Source organism: Geobacillus sp. CX412, assembly GCF_027942335.1.
Lineage (GTDB): Bacteria > Bacillota > Bacilli > Bacillales > Anoxybacillaceae > Parageobacillus_B > Parageobacillus_B toebii.
Map to the genome: position 1 here is coordinate 925,526 of NZ_CP103461.1, position 24,030 is coordinate 949,555.

Below are 24,030 nucleotides of genomic sequence, written 5' to 3' on the forward strand. Positions count from 1 at the left end.
GAAGCACATGGTTGAAGATCGCAACCGCACGTATAACGAAAGCTACGTGCAATCAATAGGAAAAGAAGAACCAGAACGTGATTTTATGGAAGAAACGGCGACAGAAATAGCAGAACCAGTTCGCCGCTATGATGAACGGGACGAAAAAGCAGCAAATGGAGCAGGATTAGGCTGGTTAGCGCTTGCTCTTTCGATTATTTCCTTATTTATTTGGCCTGTCTTATTAGGAGCAACAGGCATTATTGTCGGTTTTATCGCACGCCGGCGTGGTGCGGAAACGCTAGGTGCATGGGCCATCGGTATTGGGGTTGTAGCGATTATCGTCCGTCTGTTCATCATGCCGTTTTATGATTAATGTAAAAAGCTTGGCGCATGAAGCGTCAAGCTTTTTGTTTTGCGAAGTATTCTTCCGCTAATTTGTCGACTTCTTTTTTCAATTCTTCAACCATCTTTTCTTCTGGAACTTTACGGACGATTTTGCCATGACGGAATAGCAAGCCTTCGCCGCGTGCTCCGGCGATGCCAATATCCGCTTCGCGCGCCTCGCCAGGCCCGTTGACGGCGCACCCGAGCACCGCGACTTTAATTGGTGCTTTAATTTTTGAAATATATTCTTCAATCTCGTTAGCGATGCTGATTAAATCAATTTCAATGCGTCCGCACGTTGGGCAGGAAATTAATGTAGCCGCATTGGACGCTAATCCGAACGCCTTTAATATTTCTTTTGCGACTTTTACTTCTTCGACCGGGTCGGCGCTAAGCGATACGCGAATCGTATTGCCGATTCCTTTGCTTAAAATGGCACCGAGCCCAGCCGCGCTTTTTAACGTTCCGGCAAAAAGCGTACCCGACTCAGTAATACCAAGATGAAGCGGATAATCAAACGCCTGTGCGGCTTTTTCATATGCTTCAATCGCCAAGCGAACATCGGACGCTTTTAACGAAACGATAATATCGTGGAAATCAAGTTCTTCTAAAATGCGAATATGGTATAACGCGCTTTCGACCATGCCGTCAGCGGTAGGATAGCCATATTTTTCCAAAATCCGTTTTTCCAACGATCCGGCATTGACGCCAATGCGAATCGGCACACCGCGTTCTTTTGCTGCTTTTACGACCGCTTCTACTTTTTCACGGCGTCCAATATTTCCAGGATTGATGCGAATTTTGTCTACTCCGCCTTCAATTGCTTTCAGCGCTAACTTATAGTCAAAATGAATATCCGCCACCAGCGGAATGTTAATGCGCTTTTTAATTTCTGGAATGGCGTTGGCCGCTCGCTCGTCTGGACAAGCAACGCGGACGATTTGGCATCCCGCTTCCTCAAGCCGCTTTATTTGGGCGACTGTTGCTTCTACATCATGTGTTTTTGTTGTTGTCATGCTTTGAATAATAACCTCGTTATTTCCGCCAATTGTTAAATTGCCAACGCGAACAGGACGAGTTTTTGAACGATGAATAATTTCACCCACGAGAAATTCGCTCCTTTAAGAAACAAGTTCATGCCGCTTTCTGAACTATTGTAACAATGTTTATCGTCACTTGACAAGAAATTCGCAGCTTAATGTTTGTATACCGGTATTTTATATTTTTTTCCAATTTGTAATGTTTGTGCTTTTTCACCTGGATTTAATGCTTCAAAATCGGTGATCGCCTTGTCAATAGGAACGGGAATCGACCCGTTTTGCAGCTTTTCCATAATGGACAATAGCGTATCTCCCGGTTTGACGGCTACCATTTGATACGGGATATGAACGTTTGTTTTTGCGTCTGCAGTATGTTCCGGGGGTGCTGTTGCTTTCGTTGAAGCGATCAATGTCCCTGTTGTTACATCGTAATAAATGATATAGATGGCGAGACATAGGACGAAGGCGCTGATTGCTTTTTTCACCTATTATTCCTCCAATGAACGTTGTTAGTAACTATGTATGCTCGTCCCGAAAAAAATATGTAAAATATGCTTGTCTTCTTTACGTAAACTTAACATTTGCTTAATAAAGGCATAAAACTCGTTCGTTACAATGAACATGTACATGGGCAACAGAAAATAATTGGGAGGGTCAATCGATGATGCGGAAGAAACCAATCAGATTCGGAATTGCTGCATTGTTAATAACGGGGATGCTTGCGGGGTGCGGAAAATCGGATAACACAACAGGGGAAAATTCCGGAAACACAGAAACAAAGCAAGAAGAATCGTATTCTGGAACGATTACGTTAGCTGGATCAACCGCTCTTCAACCGCTTGCTGAAGAAGCAGCAAATCAATTTATGGAAAAATACCCTGATGTTTCGATTACTGTACAAGGGGGAGGAAGCGGAACAGGCGTTAACCAAGTTGCTGCTGGTGCTGTACAAATCGGAAACTCGGATGTTCCATCTGCAGAAAAGCTGGAAGATAAATCAAAAGCTGGAGAGCTTATCGATCATAAAGTAGCAGGAATTGCTTTTGCCCTTGTAGTGAATAAAGATGTCAATGTTGATTCTTTAACAGTACAACAAATTCAAGATATTTTCTCTGGAAAAATTACAAACTGGAAAGATGTTGGCGGAAAAGACGAAAAAATTAACGTCATTAATCGTCCTGCTTCCTCTGGAACACGTGCTACTTTTGAAAAAACGGTGATGAAAGACGTAAAAATAAACGAAGCGATTGGAACTGTTCAAGATTCCAATGGTGCGGTCGAACAAGCGATTAACTCAACGCCGGGATCGATTAGTTATGTTGCGATGTCCTACTTAATCGGTGAAAAGAAAGATTTAAAAACGTTAAAAATCGATGGTGTAGAACCAACGATCGAAAATATCAAAACGGAAAAGTATCCTTTCTGGTCTTATGAATACATGATTACAAAAGGCGAGCCGAAAGATGCAGTGCGCGGATTTATCGAATACGTGAAAAGCAAAGAATTTGCTCCGAAAGTAAAAGAAATGGGCTACATTCCTATGCCTGAATTAGAGTAATTCCATTAAAGGCTGGCTACATCGTTTAGCCAGTCTTGTGCTTCATGAGGTGATGGAAGAATGAAAGAGAAAAGAAAGCTCAATTATTGGAAAAACGAATATATAGGAAGGATCCTAGTAACTTTTTGTGGTCTCTTGATCGTTATTACTACTCTTTCTATTATTGCGTTTATTTGTGGCAAAGGAATCCAGTCATTTACGGAAAGAGGAATTTCTCTGAAGGAAATGCTGTTCTCGACAGAGTGGAGGCCAAGTGATTCGCAGCCGAAATATGGAGCCGTTATTTTTATCGTTGGGTCAACGCTTGTATCGATTGGAGCGGTGTTGTTAAGCACGCCGATTGCGATCGCTCTTGCTATTTTCATGCATTTTATTTCTCCAAAATTCGGTTCGTCCGTATTAAAACCAGTATTGGAGCTGCTTGTCGGCATTCCGTCCGTCGTTTACGGTTGGTTAGGTGTTACGATTCTTGTTCCGCTTCTTCGTGAATGGTTTGGCGGCGTGGGATTTAGTTTGTTAGCTGGAATTATCGTATTAAGTGTAATGATTTTACCGACGATCACAAGCATCACGTCAGATGCGCTGAACAGTGTTCCGTTTTCTTACTTGGAAGCGTCATACGGACTTGGTTCAACGAGATGGCAGGCGATTAGCCGAGTCATCGTTCCCGCAGCAAAAACGGGAATTTTAACTGGCATCGTCCTTGGGTTAGCGAGAGCGTTCGGCGAAGCATTAGCGGTGCAAATGGTGATCGGAAACACGGTGAAACTTCCTTCAGGATTATATAGCCCAACAGCGACATTAACCGGAATTTTAACGATGGATATGGCTAATACGATAAACGGTACTGCTTGGAACAATGCGTTGTGGACATTGGCGATGATTTTGCTGCTTATTTCCTTTTTCTTTATTGTGCTTATACGAATGATCGGACAAAGAGGGGAACGATAATATGAGATCGAGAGTGGTCGATAAAATTTGGACGGGCATATTTTATGTGATTGCTGCTTTCGTCATTAGTTTGCTTATCTTCTTTTTTGTGACGGTTTTGTCAAAAGGCTGGGGATTTTGGCAGCCAGATTTTCTGTTTGGAAAACCAAGCAATACGCAAGCAGGTGGAGGAGTTGGTCCTCAGCTTATTAACTCGCTTTATATGCTTGTTATTACGTTATTGATTTCTGTTCCATTAGGATTAGGAGCGGGAATTTATTTGGCGGAATATGCCAAACAAGGAAGAATGCTTAATTTTATTCGGTTGTGCATCGAAACGATGGCATCTCTCCCATCGATTGTCGTTGGATTGTTTGGATTATTGGCGTTTGTGACGCTAACAGGATGGGGCTACACGTTAATTGGCGGCGCGTTGGCGATTACCATATTAAACTTGCCAGGATTGACGCGTATATGTGAGAATGCGATTTTAGATGTTCCCTCGAGCATAAAGGAAGCTAGTCTTGGGTTAGGAGCGACGCGGTGGCAAACGTTAGTGAAAGTAATTCTTCCGGCTGCGCTTCCGCAAATCATGACAGGGGTCATTTTAGCAGCGGGGCGAATTTTTGGCGAGGCAGCCGCATTAATTTATACCGCAGGATTAACGACACCGTTATTAAACTTTGCTGCCGATTTATCGAGCAAAGCACACCCATTGAATGTTTTTCGGCCGGCAGAAACGTTAACCGTACACATTTGGAAATTAAATTCAGAGGGAATTGTTCCAGATGCGAAAATAATTGCGGCGAAATCCGCAGCGATACTTGTTATTATGGTTCTTTTGTTTAATATTACCGCTCGTTTTGCCTCCGCTGCATTGCAACGCTATTTTTCGGGGAGTCGCCGAACCAAAAAAAAGATGAGTAACGCTGCATAAAAAGGCCACTATCGTTGCCGATAGCGGCCTATTCGTTTTGCGGTTTTGCGGAAGGAACTTCTTTCATTGCCAAAAATAGCACGGCAATCGAGACGAACCAATGAATAAATGGAGCATATGGCACAACGGTTTGCAGCGCCTCCATAACCGTGAAAAACACCGTTGATAAAGTAACGGCATATGCTGACATAATCCAAGTATGGCGATATTGTAGTTTTTTATCAAGAGTGCTGCGCAAAATTAATCCGAAGAAGGCGAGAATACAGATGCCAATAAATTTGCTCGCGCTTGCGAATAAATAAATAATAAGAAGCGACAACGGAATGAAAACAGGCAGCAGTGACTGCAAGGTTTCGATAAAGGAATGGACATCTTCGTCTGTTATTTTTATATCTGGAAACGTAGAATAGCTATAATATTGTGGTTGATGATTGGCGACTAATACAGCTTCGTGTTTTAAAAGCCCGATGGCGTTGCTAAAGCGCTCTACGTCTTCTTTTGTTACTTGGCCGGTGCTGTCAAAAATAATGGTAAAGCCGTGCTGATCAATATGAATGGGCTCTTTTGCAGAAGAATGCAATTGACCGTTTTCAATCGTAAACGAAGGGAGTTCATTTTGTAAAAGAGCGCTTGTATTACGAATTCCTTCGACAAAAGAAGTGGTTAAGTAATAGGCCATCGGCAGGATTGAAAGAAAGGTTAACAAAAATACATATCCAATGGTTTTTCCAATTCCTTGAAAGCGAAAACGTGCGATATCTTTCGGGGAATATAAACTTTTCCATAGCTGCGCAAACATATTCATCCTTGACACATCCTTCCTGTCCTCCATTGTTCATTGTATATTGTGCGCGTTGATAATTCAACTAAAGACGCACGTATAAAAAATCTCCCTAGGAACGTTTCTGTTCCTAGGAGTTACAAGCAAATAAATTGAAACATTGTGGCAATTTTGGTAAGCTAATTTTAAACGAACGCACAGTGGTTATACTATATTTTGCGTTCGGATACATAAAAACAAAAAAGGAGGAGTTAATATGGCTTTCGAATTACCGCAATTGCCTTATGCTTATGATGCGTTAGAGCCACACATTGACAAGGAAACAATGAACATTCACCACACAAAACACCATAACACTTATGTCACAAACCTAAATGCCGCTTTAGAAGGACATGCGGACTTACAAAACAAATCGATTGAGGAACTGCTCAGCAATTTGGAAGCACTTCCAGAAAGCATTCGCACAGCAGTTCGCAATAATGGCGGCGGACATGCTAACCACTCTCTATTCTGGACGATTCTTTCGCCAAACGGCGGCGGTGAGCCAACAGGCGAACTAGCAGATGCGATTAACAAAAAATTTGGCAGCTTTGCTGCGTTTAAAGAAGAATTTACAAAAGCAGCTGCAACTCGCTTCGGTTCTGGTTGGGCTTGGCTTGTTGTCAACAACGGTGAGCTTGAAGTGACAAGCACTCCAAACCAAGACTCTCCATTAATGGAAGGAAAAACGCCAATTCTTGGTTTAGACGTTTGGGAGCATGCATATTACTTAAAATATCAAAACCGTCGTCCAGAATACATTGCCGCATTCTGGAACATTGTCAACTGGGACGAAGTAGCAAGACGCTACAGCGAAGCAAAAGCGAAATAATGAACTGCTGAAGCGTACGGACTGGGCTAAAAGTAGAGGATGCTTTTAGCCCGGTTTTTTTGTTTTTGCAAGGGATAAGTGCTTTTTCCGTCCCCGATGCATAGAACAACGAAAATTTGCAACACTACCCTTTAGACGAAAAAGGGGAGTTTATCATGGCAATCATCAAAAAAATTACTGGTCAAGAACAAATTACTCGGGACTTAGTGTTGCTGCTGTGCATCGGCGGATTTTATGCATTGAGTGTTGCGCTTTCCAATACGTTTGTCAATGTGTATTTATGGAAACAGTCTGGGGAGTTTCGTGATTTAGCGCTATACAATTTGTCCGTTGTTACATTGCAGCCGCTGACGTTTATTTTCGCTGGAAAATTGGCTAAAAAAGTGGACCGCATTATTGTATTGCGTTTAGGCGTATCGTTTTTGGCGATTTTTTTTATTACCGTGTTGCTTGCCGGAAGTCGCGCCCATAACTACTTGATCGTGCTGGGTGCGCTTTTAGGTATCGGCTATGGATTTTATTGGCTTGCTTTTAATGTATTGACATTTGAAATTACCGAACCGGAAACTCGCGATTTTTTTAACGGGTTTTTCGGGATTCTTACTTCTATGGCTGGAATGATTGGCCCGATCGTTGCGGGATATATTATTTCTTCATTGGCAAATACGAAAGGATATACGTTTATCTTTTCTATTTCACTTGGATTGTTTGTTATTGCTGTCATTTGCAGTTTTTTTCTCAAACGACGCCCCGCGAAAGGAAATTATTTATTTCTTCGCATTTTAAAAGAACGGCGTTATAATAAAAATTGGCGGTTGATTACGAACGCTCATTTTTTCCAAGGGTTGCGCGAAGGAACGTTTATGTTCGTTATTTCCGTATTAGTGTATATCACTTCGAAAAGTGAGATGGCATTAGGAAAATTTGGCTTCGTGAACTCGCTGACATCATTTATTGCCTACTATATTGTTTCCAGGTTGATGAAACGGAAATATCGAAAAAAAGCGATTTTATGTGGCGGCTTATTGTTATATGGGGCTGTTTTTCTTATCGTTTTTCATGTCTCCTATCCGCGCTTGATCTTATATGCGATTGCGATTGCCATCGCTTATCCTCTATTGCTCGTTCCGTATTCGTCATTGACGTTTGATGTGATAGGGAGAAGCTGGAAATCGGCAGAAATGCGAATTGAGTATATCGTTGTCCGCGAGTTGTTTTTAAACGGCGGGCGTATCGTATCCATTCTCGCTTTTTTAACTGCGATTACATTGTTTGACGAAAGAACAGGAATATCGATTTTAATGTTAATACTTGGCGCAGGGCATTTCATCATTTATTTATTTGTACGACATATTCATTTAGATGGCAGAGGAACGAATGAAGAAAGGCATCCGTTTATTTCACCAAAGTTGGCGAATGAAGAAGGGGGCTCTCCAGCATAGGCAGCCCTCTTTTCCCATGGTTTTTTTCTAGAAAAGTTGCCATCTTTCTTTTACAATAAAAAGCAAGTGCTAAAAGAAGAGGAGGAGGCTAGTTGAAAAAGAAAAAAAGAGCACAAGTGCCGTTTCGATTGAACATACTTTTTTTTGTTGTGTTTTGCTGTTTTCGGCACTTATTTTACGGCTTGGTGTCGTACAAATCGTTTATGGGGAATATTACCGGAAAGAGGCAGAGCGTACGGAGGATGAAATTGTCAGCACCCCAGTGCCACGCGGAAAAATTTACGACCGTTTTCATCGCGTCATTGTGGATAATATTCCGAGAAATGCCATTACATATACGCGTTCCAAAACGACGAAACCAGAAGATACGCTCGAAGTTGCACGCAAATTGGCTAAATATATCAACAAACCAGTTGACAAAGTTACGGAACGTGATATGAAAGATTATTGGATTTTAACACGAAAAGAAAAAGCAGAGAAAAAAGTAAGTAAAAAAGAACGAGAACGATTAGAAAAACAAGGATTGTCACAAAAAGAAATCGATAAAAAAATATATGAGCTCACATTAAAACGAATTACACCAGATGATTTGCGCGAGATTACAAAAAAAGAATTAGAAATTATCGCAATCAAACATGAGATGGACAGCGGATATGCGCTAACTCCGCAAATGGTGAAGAATGAGGGCGTAACGAATAGAGAGTACGCTGTTGTCAGCGAACACCTCGAGGAGCTTCCAGGGGTAAATACCACGGTTGACTGGAAACGACATTATGTGTATGGCAATACGTTTCGTTCTGTACTAGGCAATGTGACGAAAGATGATGAGGGAGTTCCGCGCGAACGGCTCGACTATTTTTTGGCGCGTGACTACAGCCGCAATGAACGCGTTGGGAAAAGCTACCTTGAAGCGCAATTTGAAGGTGTATTGCACGGCAAAAAGGCAAAAATCAAAAATGTCGTCGACAAGTCCGGCAATGTGACTTCGATAGAGCAAATATATGACGGAGAGCGCGGGAAGGATCTTGTACTGACGATCGACATCGAACTTCAGAAGCAGGTGGAAAACATCATCGAGGAAGAAATCATGGCGACAAAGCGAAAAGGAAATTCTCCTTTGCTTGACCGGGCGTTTGTGGTGATGATGAACCCGAAAACGGGAGAAGTTTTATCCATGGCCGGAAAACTGCTCACAAAAGGTGAAAATGGAAAAACACAATTTGTTGATTTTGCTATTGGCAACATCACCTCGGCATATGCCATGGGATCGGCAGTAAAAGGTGCGACGGTGCTGTCGGGCTTTCAAACAGGAGTATTGCGTCCAAATACTTACATCCATGACGAACCATTATATATCAAAGACACGCCCGTTAAAAAATCGTGGCAGACGATGGGGACGATCAATGAGTTGACCGCGCTGCAGCGTTCCTCGAACGTATATATGTTTAAAACGGTGATCGCCATCGGCGGCGGGAAGTATCGCCCACACCGGCCGTTAAGCGTTAATCCGGAAGCGTTCACGACCATTCGCAAGTATTTTAGCCAATTCGGGCTGGGAGTGAAGACGGGAATTGATTTGCCAAATGAGCTTAGCGGTTTTCAGGGAAAAGAAACGGGAGCCGGGAAATTACTAGACCTTTCCATCGGCCAATACGATATGTACACCCCGCTGCAAATGGCGCAATATGTATCAACGATTGCCAACGGCGGCTATCGGATGAAGCCGCAAATTGTTAAAGAAATTCGCAAGCCGACGGATAACGCAAAGGAATTGGGGCCGATTGTCCAACACTTTGAACCGGTTGTATTGAACCGGATCGATATGAAGACGGAGTATATTAAACGGGTGCAGGAAGGATTCCGCCGGGTGATGCAGGAGCCGAAAGGAACAGCGTATGCGTTTTTTGCCGATGCACCATATAAGCCGGCCGGAAAAACAGGAACAGCGGAAGCTTTCTATGACGGACCGATCCAAAGCAGACGAAATGATCCAACATATAATTTGACATTAGTCGGATATGCTCCTTATAACGATCCGGACGTTGCATTTGCTGTTGTCGTTCCTTGGGCGACGCAAGGACAGAGCGACGGCATTAACAATAGAATCGGCAGACGAATCTTAGATACGTATTTTAAGCTAAAGGCTGAGAGAGCAAAAGGAAATGTTGCAAACAATACGACAAGCGGAGATATAGAGACAAACACGGACGAAAATGAATAACAACAATGAATCGGAAAAGAAGGCACTGTTTCGTATGGTGCCTTCTTTTTTAAAATTTTCCTTAACAAAAGCTTAACATTTAATTAAAATGCCGTTAATAGTTCCGGTGTATCCTAAGTTTAGAGGCTTAGTGAAAATAAGTGAGCGATAGAAACGTTTTTAGTGAAAACGATAGTGAATTAAAGGCGGGTTTTACCTTTTTATAGCAAAATAAAAGGGGAGACATTTATGGGTGTAACAGTAATAATGGAACGGCCTCATATGAATATAAGAGAAACCGCGAAAAAGGAGATGGTATATCATACAAACCAACTAAACGTATGGTACGGAGAGCATCACGCTTTAAAAAATATTAACTTATCTTTTTATGAAAACGAAATTACGGCAATTATCGGTCCATCTGGTTGCGGCAAATCCACTTACGTTAAAACGTTAAACCGAATGATTGAATTATCGCCAAATGTCCGCATTACTGGGGAAATCAGCTATCGCGGCCGCAATATTTTTGATCGTTCTTACCATGTTGAAGAATTGCGCGCGAGCGTCGGAATGGTTTTCCAAAAACCCAAACCCGTTCCCTAAATCCATTTATGATAATGTTGCTTACGGTCCACGCATTCATGGAATACGAAATAAAAGCGTGTTAGACGACATTGTCGAGAAAAGTTTACGTGCCGCAGCGCTTTGGGATGAAGTAAAAGATCGCCTTCATGAGCATGCGCATATGCTTTCGGGAGGACAGCAACAACGGCTATGCATCGCTCGCTGTTTAGCGGTTGAGCCGGATGTTATTTTGATGGATGAGCCTACTTCCGCATTGGACCCAGTGTCAACGGCGAAAATTGAAGAATTGATGCAACAGCTGAAAGAAAACTATAGCATTATTATCGTTACTCATAATATGCAGCAAGCGGCGCGTATTTCGGATAAAACGGCATTTTTCCTAAACGGGGAAGTCATCGAATTTGGAGATACGCACCAATTGTTTTCGAATCCGAGAGATAAACGAACAGAAGATTATATTACAGGACGATTTGGATAAAAATCGAAAATGGGGTTATTCCCTTGTTTTAGGGAGTAACCCCATTTTTATTTGGATTTGTTCGTGATTAGATCGCCTATTTCTTCGTAACTCATACCGCTATGTACTTTGTAAGTGCCGGCGCGAACGTAGCGAGTCAGCCCATGTGTTTCTAAATAGGTTACAAATGCGTTAGCATCGGAAATAATATGAGCATCTTCTAACTTTTGTGCGAAGTCGTTTGGCACTTCGCCTTTTTGAATCGTAAGAAAGTAAACATATATGGTTTTGGATGAAGGTGGATGGTCGGAAACAGAAGCAGGATTATCCTGTTTAGCTGCTTCTTTTAACCTTTTATATTCTGATTCACTGATTGCAATCAGCCCTTCTTTTTTCAGTGCGTCATGAAGTTTTGTCGCTGTCAATGTGTCGAATTCCATGTAGTAAGCAGCGCCGATTACGGAAGTGGCAAATAACATTCCAAGAGCAATCGCGCGTATTGTCTGCTTCGTCATCATCGTGCCAGTCCCCTTAAAATCATGCGCACTTCTTCTGTTGTAAGGGCGGTTTCGCGGGCGATTTGTTCATAAGAAAGACCTTGCTTATAGAGCGTAAATACACGATTTTTGGTTAAAGTGGATCGATCGCTGTCATGAGCCGAAGCGATATGCGTCGGATTTTCATGATGAATTAACAATTCTTCTTCTAATACTTGCAATCGTTTTTTCAATTGATATGATTCTTGTGCGAATGATAGTGTAAGATGATCAAGCTGTTCTTCCATTTGTTTTATATTGTCTTTTGCGAGAAAAGAAATAAAAAAAAGAAAAATAGAGAAGACGATAAGGCCTATCATGATGTATTCCATTATGCTCATCACCCCATTTCACTATATCATAGGTTTGTTTTTTCGATAAATACTTAATTGATAATTTGTAAAAAGCGTAAATTAGATGTGGAAATCGACATAAAAAAATGCTATCATAGAAAAGTCTGATTATAAGTTATTATAGTTTGGAGGGAAGAAACATGCGTGTTAACGTTACACTAGCTTGCACAGAATGCGGTGAACGTAACTATATTACATCGAAAAATAAACGCAATAATCCTGACCGTCTCGAATTAAAAAAATATTGTCCAAGATGCAAAAAGGCGGTACCTCATCGTGAAACGAAGTAAGCAGTAGGAAATTGATTCCTGCTGCTTTTTGTCTTTTTCTGTTTCATTATACTAGGCGGATGGATGCCGGTGAAGGAGGAAAAGGAGATGGAGGAAAAGAAGCAAATTCGCAAGATGATAAAAGCAAAATTGCAACAATTAACCGATGAAGAAAAACAAGCATATGATAAACAAATCGCGGATAGATTGTATAGGCTTCCGTTATGGAAAAGCGCAAAAACAATCGGCATTACTATTTCCAAGGAAAAAGAAGTGGACACAAAACCAATTATTGAACGAGCATGGCGTGAAGGCAAAACGGTGGGCGTACCGAAATGCGATCCGGCAACAAAAACGATGGTATTTCGGAAAATTCAATCTTTTTCTCAATTGGAGTCTGCTTATTTTGGCCTGTGGGAGCCGATTGAAAAGATCACGGACGAAGTCAAAGGAAATGATATGGATATAATGGTCGTTCCTGGAATATGTTTTTCAAAAAATGGCTATCGCATTGGATATGGAGGGGGGTATTATGACCGCTATTTGCGGCATGTATCCGTTCCAACGATTTCATTAGCTTATTCATTTCAAGTGATGGACTCTCTCCCTGTAGAAGAACATGACATCCCTGTTCAATTGATTATTACAAACGAAGGAGTTATAAGATGTAATGAATGAATGGTTATACGTATTTGCTTCCGCTATTGTGGCGATTGGCGGCTATTTTATTCGTTCCCTTTCCATTTCCGGCGCAATAGCAGCAGTGCTTGTTGGAACAATCGTTGGAAAAGGGTTTTCCTGGAAAGGAATGATATTATTAGGTATATTTTTCGTTAGTTCTAGCATCTGGAGTAAGATTGGCAAAAAGAGAAAACAGCAACTGATGGAGAAAGTAGAAAAAGGAGAATGTCGCGACTATATACAAGTATTTGCAAACGGGGGAGTTCCCGCACTGATCAGTTTTCTTTCCATTTTGAATCCATCGCCGCTTTGGCTTAACCTCTTTATTATTTCCATCGCCGCTGCAAACGCGGATACGTGGGCATCGGAAATCGGCAGTTTAAGCCGGCAAGCTCCGAGGTTATTGCCGAATTTCAAAAAAGCGGAAGTCGGAACATCGGGCGCGGTAACGTTATTAGGTACGATTGCCGCTTTTTTGGGAGCTGCTTTTATCGGCTTTGCAAGTGCTTTTCAATGGGACAACATTTCCATTATGACGGTAGCGTTTTTTGGATGGCTCGGCAGTTTTTTTGATACATTGTTCGGCGCGGCTTGGCAGACTGTTTATCGCTGTCCGGTATGCGGTCTCAAAACAGAACGAAAGGAACATTGCGGGCAAAAAACCGTGCACATAAAAGGGAGCCGCTTTGTAAACAATGATGTTGTAAATGTTTTATCGATTGCATGTTCTACGATTATTTATGTTTTTGTTATTTATCTTGGCAAATGATCAAAAACGGTCCATTTTATGGCCCGTTTTTTGCTATTTTATAGTGATTTCATAATTTACAAGCGAATGGGAAAAAACAATAAAGAGGAATTTTGGTAAGGAAGGAGAAAGAGAATATGAACAAATTTGTTTATTTCGTGTTGATGTTTATAGGTAGTATAGTGGTGTATCGCTGCCGCTACCGGATTGTGAACACTATATTGCGTGTTCGCCTTTTACAACAATGGCTTGTACGCTTTGCAATGAATATCCCGCTTGTCCGCAATACAATCATTTCTCAAGTATTTCAATAAGTGTGGTACAATGAAACAGTGGGATGTTTTAATCTCAAGACATATTGGCTATGAGCGGACATTTCGTGCTGCCATTTCCCATTGTTTTGCGATATTTTTTCGAAACGAAGTCATAGTTTCGTGCATTCCAATGGTTTTGTAGCCAAAAGGAATTATAGGGAGTTTGATTTTGTGGAACGAAGGGAGAGGGGACTTTGAATGGAAAAATGGAATTATTATTTTGGCAGCTTGTTTATTTTTTTATAAAACAGCGTTATCGTATAATTCAGCTGTCCAATCATTCACATGAAATTTGGCTGGAGTCGCTTGAAAATAAACACGTTCCTATTGTTCGGGTTGTGCGTTATGACATCGATTGGAGCCAATGGTTGAAGCGGGATATGGAATATGCTTGGCGCATTGCCGAACAAATTCAAAAACGGCGGATAAGAAGATTCAGGGAAATTGTCAATATTTATGTTTCCACATACCCTCCTGTTGACGATTGGGAGTTTCTTATCGAGAAGCCGCTGCCGCTTTCACAAAAGCGAAATGCTGTTTTTCGAACATTTCTTATTCATTCCGGAAACGTAAATATGTCATTGCAACAGTTAACGGAAATTGTCCAAACACCTATTGTCCTTCCGACAGTAGTGAATGATATTGATCCATTTTTTGAAGCGGAGCGGCTGAAGCAGGATATTTTACGGGAAGCGAGAGAACAGCATGAAAGAGAAAGACGATTGTTTGAATACGGGAAGCCTGTTTTTACATATATTTTTATCGCATTGCAAGTGCTCGTCTTTCTGTTAATGGAATGGAGTGGAGGCAGCACGAATCCGGCGGTTTTGATCCAATATGGCGCAAAATTTAATCCCCTTATTCAAGAAGGGGAGTGGTGGCGCTTTTTTACACCGATTTTTTTGCACATTGGCTTTTTGCATTTATTGATGAATACGTTCGCCCTTTACTATTTAGGTATGACGGTCGAACGTCTTTACGGATCGTGGCGCTTTTTCTTTATCTATCTTATTGCGGGGTTTTTTGGGACGCTGGGCAGTTTTTTATTTACTACTTCTCTTTCCGCAGGAGCATCAGGCGCCATTTTTGGTTTATTCGGAGCGCTTCTTTATTTTGGCACTGTATATCGGCATCTATTTTTCCAAACGATCGGAACCAATATTATCGGTTTGATTATTATCAACCTGTTATTTGGGATAATGGTGCCTGGAATTGATAATGCCGGGCATATTGGCGGATTAATTGGCGGATTTCTCGCTTCGGGTATTGTCCATTTGCCAAACCATCTTGATTGGAAGCGGCAAGTGCGAACATTGCTAGTGACGGTGAGCGCTGCCGCCTTAGGTTTATATATCGGATTCTAACTGGAAATTTGCTGGATCAGCTGAATTTTTTCTCCATCTTTTGTCTCAGTGAGAACAATTAAGTGGGAATAATCTTTGCTTATTAAAATAAGCGGTATTGTACTGCCGATTGGCGAGAGGATGGATCCATCCTCTTTTTTTATGCCGAGAAAATAAGATTTATATATTCCTTCCCAAAGTTTCCCAAGTATTTCTTGCGTTTTTTCCATAGAAAGGTCAGGCAAAGGTTGTTCATTGTAAATAATTAAATCAGGCAAATAGAATGAATAATATTGTTGGCTGTTTATAGAGAAGTGAGATAAGAGCGATTGTGCTTTCTGCTGAAGAAATTCGTTTGTCGTTTTGTTTAATACTTTTTGCCACTCTTTTTCATCCCTTGTTGTTGCACGGTGAAAGGAAGCAAGCGGGCTGTACGGAGAATCGATCACGTACAAGTAATCGCTTGTCATTGTTTGGCTGCTTGTTATTGCATTTCCTTCATGAAGTTCTCCATGGTGAAAAGAAATCGTTTGAAAAAGATGGCTATCTTTTGCTGTCACTTTTTTTTCCTGCACTAATGTTTGGACATTATTCTTCCATTTTGACAGACGATCAACAAGACGCCCATCTGCAAAAAGCAAGGAAATATCTTGACGCAAGTAAGCGTTCCGGTCTAATGAAGACGATGTTGACCAAAGCAATGAATACTTTCCTTCCCGTTTTCGCGGCTGCAATTGAAGCTTTGTTTTTGCATCATGAAACTTTACGTGCGGATTAATCGGGAAAAAGATGATCGTTTCTTTCGTTGGTCGATGGAAGGAAAATGGAAACAATGAAATAATGCATAAAAACGCTGCTATAATCATTGTGATTGGAACTAATTTTCTCATAATAGCCCCCTACACGGACAAGTTTGTCACCAATATATGCACGTAAAGGGGAAAAGATGTATGAATTTGTTTTCCATTGTCCATGATGCGTTCAAGTTTTTTCCTTTCTTGACGAAAATGGACGTTTCTTTATACATTTATATTGAGTAAAAAATGTGCAGGTGAAACAATGAAAACGGTATACGATGTGCAGCAACTTTTAAAACAGTTTGGAACGATTATATATGTAGGGGATCGTTTAGCAGATTTAGAGCTGATGGAGGAAGAATTAAAAGAACTATACCAGTCGCAGCTGATTGATGTGAAAGATTATCAAATGGCGCTTTTTATATTAAGACATGAGGCGCAACTCGAAAGAGAAAAACGAATGAAAAGGAATGACGAAACATGACGGAAAAATGGCTTGTTGGAGTGGATTTAGGCGGAACGACGACTAAAATGGCGTTTGTGACAACAGATGGTGATATCGTACATAAATGGGAGATCGATACCGATATTTCGAACAAAGGGGAAAACATTGTAAAGCATATATCACGATCGCTAGAGGAGACGTTACATCACCTTGGAGAAAGCAAAGATCGGCTTTTAGCCATTGGGATCGGCGCGCCGGGACCGGTGCATATGGAAACAGGGATGCTTTATGAAGCGGTGAATTTAGGGTGGAAAAATTACCCATTAAAAGAGCGGCTTGAGCGAGAAACATCCCTTCCTGTAGCGGTGGACAATGATGCGAATATTGCCGCCCTCGGGGAAATGTGGAAAGGAGCTGGAAGTGGCGCGCGCGACCTTATTTGTGTCACACTTGGTACCGGTGTCGGAGGTGGGGTTATTGCCAATGGTCGAATTGTGCACGGCGTAAACGGTGCCGGTGGAGAAATCGGCCACATGACAATGCTTCCAAAAGGCGGTGCGCCGTGTAATTGCGGTAAAACCGGCTGTTTGGAAACGATTGCTTCTGCCACGGGAATTGTAAGAATCGCAAAAGAAAAATTATCACATTGGGATAAACCGACTTTGCTTCGCGATGAAACCGTAACTGCCAAAGCGGTATTTGACGCGGCGAGAGCGAATGACGAACTAGCGCTCGAGGTTGTGGATGAAGTGATGTTTTACCTCGGACTGGCATTGGCGAATGCAGCGAATGTGTCAAATCCGGAAAAAATCGTTATTGGCGGCGGTGTGTCAAAAGCAGGTAATATATTAGTAGAACGTGTCAGTACTTATTTCCGTCGTTTTGCGTTTCCGCGTGTCGCGGAGGGAGCCACGATTGTATTGGCGACGCTTGGCAATGATGCGGGAGTAATTGGCGGTGCATGGTTGGCAAAAATGTCACTGTCTGTTTGATTAGAAAGTGAATATGCAAGAGGTAAACGATTCATCGAAAGGACATCTGCCGATGAATCGTTTTTTATTTTTCATTTTCTACACCATATGCTCATATGTTGAAGGTAGAACATCTAGGAAGGAGAGACCGCTTTGAATATATATGCTTCTCTAGGTGATACGCTAGCGATGTATAGCAAATGGTTTTCCGTTCCTTACGAATTGTTGGCAGACTCTAATCCACATATAAAAAAGGATGAACTAGAACCAGGTGAAGTTGTACGTATTCCAGGATATGAAACCGTTCATACGTGGGAAGAGTTGGCTAGTTTTTTCCCTGTGCATGAAGAAGCATTGCAACGGATGAAAGGAACGCCTGAAATTATCAGCGGATCAGTGCAGCTGCCAAAGAGAGTGATTTCCCGCGTTGTTCAAGGGCAGAAAACATATGATTTTTCCGCACTACAGCAAGATATTGAAGCACTTTGCCGCTGTTATCCATTCGCGCGAACAAGAACGATCGGATATAGTGTGCTCGGATTGCCATTAATCGAAATAAAAATTGGTCAAGGGCCGATTCGCGTTCATCTGAACGGTTCGTTTCATGCGAACGAATGGATTACAACGGCGATTATCATGACGTTTCTCAACGATTACTTGCTAGCAGTGACAAACAGTGAGCCGCTTCGAGGACATCATATGCTTGATTATTATAAAAAAGTGACATTATCTGTTGTGCCGATGGTGAATCCAGATGGCGTCGACCTCGTTTTACACGGTCCCCCTGAGCAAGAACCGTATCGTAGCGAAGTGATTCGAATGAATGGAGGATTCTCCGATGACTTTTCACAATGGAAAGCGAACATTCGCGGCGTTGATTTAAATAATCAATTTCCGGCGAAATGGGAAGTCGAACGAGCCCGTAAAATTCCAAAAGCACCTGCTCCCCGTGATTTTCCGGGATTTGCACCGCTTACTGAACCGGAGGCAAAGGCGATGGCTGCATTAGCGGAAGAAAGTGATTTTGACATGATTTTAGCGTTTCACACGCAAGGAAAAGAGATATACTGGGGATATGAAGGATTTGAGCCATCTGAGGCGGAAGAAACGGTAAAGGAATTTGCGAAAACGAGCGGTTATCAAGCAGTAAAGTATATTGACAGCCATGCGGGATATCGCGATTGGTTTATTCAAACGTGGAAGCGAAGAGGGTATACGGTGGAATTAGGCGAAGGAGTAAATCCGCTGCCAATTGAACAGTTTACAGAGATTTATGAAGATAGTCTTGGCATTTTTCTAGCAGCGCTGTATATGGCTTGAGGAAAATCGTAACATATAAAAAACGCAAGAGGCTTGTAAATGCCTCTTGCGTTTTAATGCGTGCCTGTTGGAATACCATGGTGCAATACGGTCATGATGGTAAACCAGCCAAATACAGCGACAGCCCCAAGTCCGAAAAGAACCCCGAGTATATTTTTGTCACGCAATGAGCGTACAACTCCGTAAAGCGCTAACAGTGCAACTAATGCAAAAATAATGACTGTACCCATTATGTTTCCCCTCCTTTTCGAAATAATCCGTATACAAGATTATGTAGAAAACCGACTAATTCCTTTTCATTGTAATCATTTTTTATTTATTTGTCGAGGATGAAAATATGAATCATCACATGACCATTATAACATGCCTTTTGAAAATATGTAAGCGAATCCACTAACCAATGGCAAATCGATAAATGTTAAGATAAAATAAAAATGATGATGCGATAGGAATTTACTTGTAAATGTACGAAGCGCTTTTTTGTTGAAGCTGGAAAAGTGGATAAACGGTCCGCTTCTTTATCTGCCGCTATCTTCTCCAATGGATTTTCTTCAATTGTAATCATGTCTAATTATAGGGAGGAATCATGATGGAATGGAAACGTATTCCAGTTGGGCCGATTCAGGCAAATGCGTACATTTTATCGCATGATGATGGAACTTGTGTTATTTTTGATCCGGGAGGCGAAGGGGATAAAATTGTACGCCATATTGAAGAACAAGGATTAACACCACTTGCGATTTTGCTGACACATGCACATTTCGATCATATCGGCGGCATCAATGAAGTGAGAAAGAAATGGGAGCTTCCAATTTATATTCATGAAAATGAAAAAGAGTGGCTGACTGATCCTGATTTAAACGGATCTGCTTATTTTGGCATCGGTCAAGTGGTTGTTCATCATGAACCGACTTGTTTGCGAGGAGAACAAACATTGCAAATTGGAGACTTTGCTTTTGAACTTTTGGAAACACCTGGACATTCTCCAGGAAGCATCTCTTACTATTGTAAAGAGATTGAAGCGGTGTTTTCGGGAGATGTCCTTTTTCTAGGAAGCATTGGACGCACTGATTTACCAGGTGGAAATCATGAACAGCTATTGCGCAGCATTCACGATAAGCTGCTTACATTGCCGGAAGAAACAGTCGTATTGTCTGGGCATGGGCGCGAAACGACAATTGGAGCAGAAATGGATACAAATCCATTTTTGCATGGATTTTAACGCTCCTTCTTTTCTTTGAAGGGAGGAGATTTTTGACTTTTCAATAGGAAAAGAGGAGAAGATGGTGAATGAAAAAGCAAACGTGTCGAATTCTCTTTAACTACTGCAAAAGCGGCACGTTTTGCTTTTTAAAAACAAAAAACCCTTCTTTAAGAAGAAGGGTTTTTGGGGGATGTTCTATCCATATAATGGGAGGGGATATAGTTAAGCTACTATCTATAACAATATAACAGTATTTTTACTATGTCAATAGTGAAAACAAAAATAGGAGAAGGAAATATGCGAGTGGTGAACCCGATTTATGAAGCAATCAAAACTTCGGAGCTGCGGCGATTATCGTATGCAGATTACATGCAACTTGCTTTATACGATGAACGGTGCGGTTATTATATGCGCAAAAAAACGAAAATAGGAAAAGAGGGGGACTTTTTTACAAACAGCCATGTTTCTGATGTGTTTGGCAAGCTGTTTGCTTCTTTTTTTCTTCGTCTAGTAGAGAGGCAAAATGTGCCGCCGCATATTTGTGAACTTGGGGGTGGAGATGGCAGATTCGCTCGTGCCGTGTTAAACGAGTGGAAAGCAAAAAGTCCAAATACATACAGGCAGCTAACATATACGATGATTGAAACAAGTCCTGCCCATCGGGTAAAACAATTGGAAACACTTGGCGATGTTGCTGAAAAAGTGAAGCAATATAAAGATATAAAAGAATTCCAACAGCATGTATCCTCGTTTTCGGGAATCGTTTTTAGCAACGAGTTTTTTGATGCTTTTCCCGTTCATGTCATCACAAAGGAGAACGGAACAGTGTATGAGTTGTTTGTTACTGTTGATGACCACAAGTTGGTAGAGGAAAAATATCCGTTAGAAAATGAACATATTATTCAATATTTGCACGAAAGACAGCTTTCTTTAGCGGACGGGCAACGTTTAGAAGTGCCGCTTGCGCTGAAAACATTTCTTTTGGAGACAGCCCCATTTTTTCGTCATTGCGTGATGTTTACTATTGATTATGGTTATACGGATGAAGAGCTGCAATTGCCGGCAAGACGGCAAGGAAGCTTGCGAGGGTATTATCGCCATCATCTAATAACAAATCCGCTTATGTATCCTGGAGAAATGGATTTGACTGCTCATATTCAGTGGGATGCGTTACGAATGTATGGCAAACAAGCAGGATGGCAATATGTTTCTATGCTAAGGCAAGACCGCTTTTTGCTCGCTGCAGGAATATTGCTATATTTAGAAGAACATAATGACTCGAATCCATTTTCCGAAAAAAGCCGGCAAAATCGGGCGATTCGTTCATTGATCATGGATGGAGGGATGAGTACGGATTTCCATGTAATGATCCAACAAAAAGGAGTTCGTATTCATTGGGATGATATATGGGTACAGCCAGAGTTTTTATCATTTGCCTGATTGGTCACAAAAAATGAGCAGGAGAAATTATCCTCCCGCTCATTTTTCTTATTCTCCCATGCCAGGGACCATCATAAATGTTGTCCAATACGTAAATGCAGCGAAGAAAATTGTTAAGTATGCTCCGAAAATATAAATGTACATTCTTTCCGTCAATTTCAAAAAACCGAGAAATAGGAAAAACACTGTTTGACCAAAGAAAATTAATGAGGTCGTATGCATATGTCCGAGATAAAACATGACTGCAAAAATGCCGGTCCAAAATGCTAAGACGCGGAACATTCGATCCATTATGTATCCCTCCTTTTTATGACCAAGTCCCTATCTTTAATTATTATAATGTACAATTTATGAGAATGTAAATAATGCTTTCAATAATAAGTCGATACACTGAAAACAAGATGGACCGCTGTGGCCATAAAAAATGCTTTTCTGCCGATTTCGGCAGAAAAGCGATGATCATCTGCATAAGCGCTTACTTTACTAAATTCGCCCGATATGAACAATAGTTGCAGCCTTTCATCATGTTTTCCATTTCGACTAGCTCGACGTTTGGAAAGAGAACTTCAAACATTCCGTGCAAAAATGCATAGTGCATTTGGCAAATGATTTCTGGTTCTTGAAAGGGCGATTTCTTTAAATGGACAATTGAAAACTTGTAAATATATTTTACCTCCTTTTTCATTATATTCAAACGTTGGATAAAGTCCCGCCGCTTCTGCTGCTTCTTTCACGATTTCCGCTTTTTCCGCAAACGTTAATTCTTGCACAGATTGGTCATGAGGGATTCGCTGGGCAACGAGTTCTTTTCCGAAATTTTTTCCTGTTTCATATAGCGCTTGCTTTCCAACATCACCAAGCTTTGCCATTGTTTGAATGGCGATTTTTGAGAGAAGTTGGTAATCCCGAAATGGAAAATGAAGTTGAATTACTTTGTCAGATAGACGATAAAGCCGGCTCGGCCGTCCTCCTTTTCCTGTTTTTTGTGTTTCCGAAACGATCATATTTACATCCTCAAGCTTTGTTAAATGAAGGCGGGCGACATTTGGATGGATGTTAAACGCTTCTGCAATTTCTTGGACAGATACCTTCTTATGCTTTTTTGTAATGTATTCATAAATATGGTAGCGTGTTGGATCTGCCAATACGTTTGTAATTTTTAATGTTTGTTCCATATTCCATCACTCCTAGACGGATAAATTACTAAGTTCATTATAATACAACGGCTTTTTCAGAAGAAATGATATTTAGCACTATCATCATAAATATCGTGAAAATTTCATTAAATGTTCATGAAATTTTTTTATTTTTGAAGCAGGAAAATAAAAAAGCAAGTCGAATACATAAACGGAGAAAGGGGGAATAGGATGAGCAAATGAATGAAATTGAATATGTTGCCGATCGTCTCATAAAAGAAGCGAGTTTGCTTCATGTATCTGACATTCATATCGTTCCGCGCAAAGACGATGCGATTGTGCGTTTCCGGTTAGATGGATTGCTGATGGAAAAGGAAGCGCTGACAAAAGAAATGTGCGAGCGGCTTATTACGCATTTTAAATTTTTAGCAGGGATGGACATTGGCGAACGCCGCCGTCCGCAAAGCGGAGCGATGGAAGCAAGGCATCAGGAAGAAATCATTCACTTACGCCTCTCCACATTACCGACATCGTATGATGAAAGCCTCGTTATCCGGCTTCTTCCGCAGAATTTTTTTATTCCTCGATCACAACTTTCTCTATTTGCAAATGCCACGAAAACGTTACTTTCCCTTTTTCGGCAGCCCCAAGGATTAATTATTTTTACAGGACCAACTGGATCAGGCAAAACGTCAACATTATATACGTTATTGCGCATTTGTCAATATGAGTGGCATCGCAATGTCATCACATTGGAAGACCCTGTTGAAAAGCGAATCGACAACATATTGCAAGTGCAAATTAATGAGAAAGCGGGAATTACGTATACAACCGGTTTAAAAGCTGTTTTGCGCCATGATCCGGATGTGATTATGATCGGCGAAATTCGCGACGCCGAGACCGCAAAAATTGCGGTACGCTCAGCAATGACGGGACATTTGATTGCTACGACCATGCATACAAAAAACGCTGTTGGTGCGATTTACCGTTTGCGTGAATTCGGGATTCCGCTTGGAGATATTGAGCAAACATTGCTCGCCGTTGTCGCACAGCGGCTCGTGGACTTAGTATGCCCGTTTTGCGGTGAACATTGCTCCATATTTTGCCGTAAATATCGCCCCATTCGCCGCGCTGCTGTCCATGAATTGCTGTATGGGAATGCTTTGTCGAACGCCATTCAATCCGTACAAACAAAGGAAAAGACGCATCACTACTATACGTTGCAACACGTTATTCGAAAAGGAGTTGCTCTTGGATTTTTGCCAGCACACCTTCTTTACAGGTAGTGTCAAAAGTTTGATAAATA

The 24,030-nt window shown here is 41.3% G+C and carries 25 protein-coding genes and 3 pseudogenes; 19 read left to right on the plus strand and 9 right to left on the minus strand.

The annotated features are described in order from the left end of the window. The first annotated feature begins 7 nt into the window (after positions 1 to 7). A complete protein-coding gene (locus tag NXM86_RS04770) occupies positions 8 to 355 on the plus strand; it encodes a membrane protein (protein ID WP_015864510.1) in 348 nt (115 codons plus the stop codon). Positions 356 to 380: 25 nt separating this feature from the next. Here the strand turns inward: NXM86_RS04770 and ispG are convergent, their stop codons facing one another. Together ispG and yqfZ are read right to left on the minus strand one after the other, a co-directional pair. Beyond that, positions 381 to 1,472, minus strand: coding sequence for a flavodoxin-dependent (E)-4-hydroxy-3-methylbut-2-enyl-diphosphate synthase (gene ispG / locus NXM86_RS04775; RefSeq protein WP_498958687.1), 1,092 nt, complete (start codon positions 1,470 to 1,472; stop codon positions 381 to 383). Positions 1,473 to 1,561: 89 nt separating this feature from the next. Further along, the gene (gene yqfZ, locus NXM86_RS04780) at positions 1,562 to 1,891 is read right to left on the minus strand and encodes a protein YqfZ (protein WP_015864508.1); all 330 of its coding nucleotides are present in this window, start codon (positions 1,889 to 1,891) and stop codon (positions 1,562 to 1,564) included. Positions 1,892 to 2,067: 176 nt separating this feature from the next. Here yqfZ and NXM86_RS04785 point away from each other — a divergent pair, with 176 nt between their 5' ends. Genes NXM86_RS04785 through pstA form a run of 3 tightly spaced genes read left to right on the plus strand, consistent with a single transcriptional unit; the run spans position 2,068 to position 4,831 of the window. Next, positions 2,068 to 2,964, plus strand: a complete 897-nt coding sequence (locus NXM86_RS04785; RefSeq protein WP_015864507.1) for a phosphate ABC transporter substrate-binding protein PstS family protein — start codon at positions 2,068 to 2,070, stop codon at positions 2,962 to 2,964. A gap of 60 nt (positions 2,965 to 3,024) precedes the next feature. Beyond that, on the plus strand, positions 3,025 to 3,915 hold the full coding sequence (pstC, locus tag NXM86_RS04790) for a phosphate ABC transporter permease subunit PstC (protein ID WP_498958688.1): 891 nt from the start codon (positions 3,025 to 3,027) through the stop codon (positions 3,913 to 3,915). A 1-nt stretch (position 3,916) separates the two neighbouring features. Next, on the plus strand, positions 3,917 to 4,831 hold the full coding sequence (gene pstA / locus NXM86_RS04795) for a phosphate ABC transporter permease PstA (protein WP_062752923.1): 915 nt from the start codon (positions 3,917 to 3,919) through the stop codon (positions 4,829 to 4,831). 28 nt (positions 4,832 to 4,859) lie between these two features. Here the strand turns inward: pstA and NXM86_RS04800 are convergent, their stop codons facing one another. Then, complete coding sequence (locus NXM86_RS04800; RefSeq protein ID WP_375216656.1) at positions 4,860 to 5,636, minus strand: DUF1189 domain-containing protein; 777 nt, start codon at positions 5,634 to 5,636, stop codon at positions 4,860 to 4,862. A 232-nt stretch (positions 5,637 to 5,868) separates the two neighbouring features. On the opposite strand from NXM86_RS04800, the gene sodA reads away from it, so the two are divergent. The 4 genes and pseudogenes from sodA to pstB all read left to right on the plus strand — a co-directional run bounded on the left by sodA (position 5,869) and on the right by pstB (position 11,188). Then, positions 5,869 to 6,483, plus strand: coding sequence for a superoxide dismutase SodA (gene sodA / locus NXM86_RS04805; RefSeq protein ID WP_015864503.1), 615 nt, complete (start codon positions 5,869 to 5,871; stop codon positions 6,481 to 6,483). Positions 6,484 to 6,638: 155 nt separating this feature from the next. Continuing rightward, on the plus strand, positions 6,639 to 7,925 hold the full coding sequence (locus NXM86_RS04810; RefSeq protein WP_081188103.1) for an MFS transporter: 1,287 nt from the start codon (positions 6,639 to 6,641) through the stop codon (positions 7,923 to 7,925). 92 nt (positions 7,926 to 8,017) lie between these two features. Continuing rightward, a pseudogene (locus tag NXM86_RS04815) lies at positions 8,018 to 10,146 on the plus strand (peptidoglycan D,D-transpeptidase FtsI family protein). 228 nt (positions 10,147 to 10,374) lie between these two features. Then, positions 10,375 to 11,188: pseudogene (gene pstB, locus NXM86_RS04820) on the plus strand (phosphate ABC transporter ATP-binding protein PstB). A gap of 47 nt (positions 11,189 to 11,235) precedes the next feature. Here pstB and NXM86_RS04825 read toward each other — a convergent pair. Beyond that, positions 11,236 to 11,685, minus strand: coding sequence for an endolytic transglycosylase MltG (locus tag NXM86_RS04825; protein ID WP_015864499.1), 450 nt, complete (start codon positions 11,683 to 11,685; stop codon positions 11,236 to 11,238). Further along, positions 11,682 to 12,035 carry a hypothetical protein gene (locus NXM86_RS04830; RefSeq protein WP_373467248.1) on the minus strand — a complete coding sequence of 118 codons (354 nt, stop codon included), beginning with the start codon at positions 12,033 to 12,035 and terminating at the stop codon, positions 11,682 to 11,684. The genes NXM86_RS04825 and NXM86_RS04830 overlap by 4 nt, the downstream gene beginning before the upstream one ends. A gap of 161 nt (positions 12,036 to 12,196) precedes the next feature. Between NXM86_RS04830 and rpmG the strand changes: the two genes are divergently transcribed. From rpmG to NXM86_RS04855, 5 genes are all read left to right on the plus strand, one after another. Continuing rightward, entirely contained in the window at positions 12,197 to 12,346 is a 150-nt protein-coding gene (gene rpmG, locus NXM86_RS04835) for a 50S ribosomal protein L33 (protein WP_015864497.1), read from the plus strand. An 87-nt stretch (positions 12,347 to 12,433) separates the two neighbouring features. Continuing rightward, positions 12,434 to 13,003, plus strand: coding sequence for a 5-formyltetrahydrofolate cyclo-ligase (locus NXM86_RS04840; protein ID WP_081188107.1), 570 nt, complete (start codon positions 12,434 to 12,436; stop codon positions 13,001 to 13,003). Then, complete coding sequence (locus NXM86_RS04845; RefSeq protein WP_062678746.1) at positions 12,996 to 13,775, plus strand: DUF92 domain-containing protein; 780 nt, start codon at positions 12,996 to 12,998, stop codon at positions 13,773 to 13,775. Before NXM86_RS04840 ends, NXM86_RS04845 begins: the two co-directional genes overlap by 8 nt. Before the next feature lie 116 nt (positions 13,776 to 13,891). Continuing rightward, entirely contained in the window at positions 13,892 to 14,068 is a 177-nt protein-coding gene (yqgO, locus tag NXM86_RS04850; protein ID WP_171698598.1) for a protein YqgO, read from the plus strand. 194 nt (positions 14,069 to 14,262) lie between these two features. Beyond that, positions 14,263 to 15,432, plus strand: a complete 1,170-nt coding sequence (locus tag NXM86_RS04855) for a rhomboid family intramembrane serine protease (protein WP_015864493.1) — start codon at positions 14,263 to 14,265, stop codon at positions 15,430 to 15,432. On the opposite strand, the gene NXM86_RS04860 is transcribed toward NXM86_RS04855, so the two are convergent. Further along, positions 15,429 to 16,301, minus strand: a complete 873-nt coding sequence (locus tag NXM86_RS04860; RefSeq protein ID WP_015864492.1) for a hypothetical protein — start codon at positions 16,299 to 16,301, stop codon at positions 15,429 to 15,431. The two genes, NXM86_RS04855 and NXM86_RS04860, sit on opposite strands and share 4 nt — an antisense overlap. A gap of 169 nt (positions 16,302 to 16,470) precedes the next feature. Here NXM86_RS04860 and NXM86_RS04865 point away from each other — a divergent pair, with 169 nt between their 5' ends. The 3 genes from NXM86_RS04865 to NXM86_RS04875 all read left to right on the plus strand — a co-directional run bounded on the left by NXM86_RS04865 (position 16,471) and on the right by NXM86_RS04875 (position 18,944). Beyond that, entirely contained in the window at positions 16,471 to 16,692 is a 222-nt protein-coding gene (locus NXM86_RS04865) for a YqgQ family protein (protein WP_015864491.1), read from the plus strand. Then, complete coding sequence (locus tag NXM86_RS04870) at positions 16,689 to 17,645, plus strand: ROK family glucokinase (protein WP_498958690.1); 957 nt, start codon at positions 16,689 to 16,691, stop codon at positions 17,643 to 17,645. The genes NXM86_RS04865 and NXM86_RS04870 overlap by 4 nt, the downstream gene beginning before the upstream one ends. A gap of 132 nt (positions 17,646 to 17,777) precedes the next feature. Further along, on the plus strand, positions 17,778 to 18,944 hold the full coding sequence (locus NXM86_RS04875) for a M14 family metallopeptidase (RefSeq protein WP_015864489.1): 1,167 nt from the start codon (positions 17,778 to 17,780) through the stop codon (positions 18,942 to 18,944). A gap of 53 nt (positions 18,945 to 18,997) precedes the next feature. On the opposite strand, the gene NXM86_RS04880 is transcribed toward NXM86_RS04875, so the two are convergent. Then, positions 18,998 to 19,174, minus strand: coding sequence for a DUF2759 domain-containing protein (locus NXM86_RS04880; RefSeq protein ID WP_015864488.1), 177 nt, complete (start codon positions 19,172 to 19,174; stop codon positions 18,998 to 19,000). Positions 19,175 to 19,533: 359 nt separating this feature from the next. Here NXM86_RS04880 and NXM86_RS04885 point away from each other — a divergent pair, with 359 nt between their 5' ends. Continuing rightward, positions 19,534 to 20,166 (plus strand): MBL fold metallo-hydrolase, encoded by a 633-nt coding sequence (locus tag NXM86_RS04885; RefSeq protein WP_089097916.1) that lies wholly within the window; start codon positions 19,534 to 19,536, stop codon positions 20,164 to 20,166. A 288-nt stretch (positions 20,167 to 20,454) separates the two neighbouring features. Beyond that, entirely contained in the window at positions 20,455 to 21,588 is a 1,134-nt protein-coding gene (locus NXM86_RS04890) for a class I SAM-dependent methyltransferase (protein ID WP_062678761.1), read from the plus strand. A 48-nt stretch (positions 21,589 to 21,636) separates the two neighbouring features. On the opposite strand, the gene NXM86_RS04895 is transcribed toward NXM86_RS04890, so the two are convergent. After that, positions 21,637 to 21,879 (minus strand): DUF2626 family protein, encoded by a 243-nt coding sequence (locus NXM86_RS04895; protein ID WP_008879854.1) that lies wholly within the window; start codon positions 21,877 to 21,879, stop codon positions 21,637 to 21,639. Between the two features lie 184 nt (positions 21,880 to 22,063). Continuing rightward, positions 22,064 to 22,763, minus strand: a pseudogene (locus NXM86_RS04900) (helix-turn-helix transcriptional regulator). 200 nt (positions 22,764 to 22,963) lie between these two features. Here NXM86_RS04900 and comGA point away from each other — a divergent pair. After that, positions 22,964 to 24,010: a competence type IV pilus ATPase ComGA gene (gene comGA, locus NXM86_RS04905; protein WP_015864484.1), complete on the plus strand. Its 1,047-nt coding sequence runs from the start codon at positions 22,964 to 22,966 to the stop codon at positions 24,008 to 24,010. Positions 24,011 to 24,030: the final 20 nt, after the last annotated feature.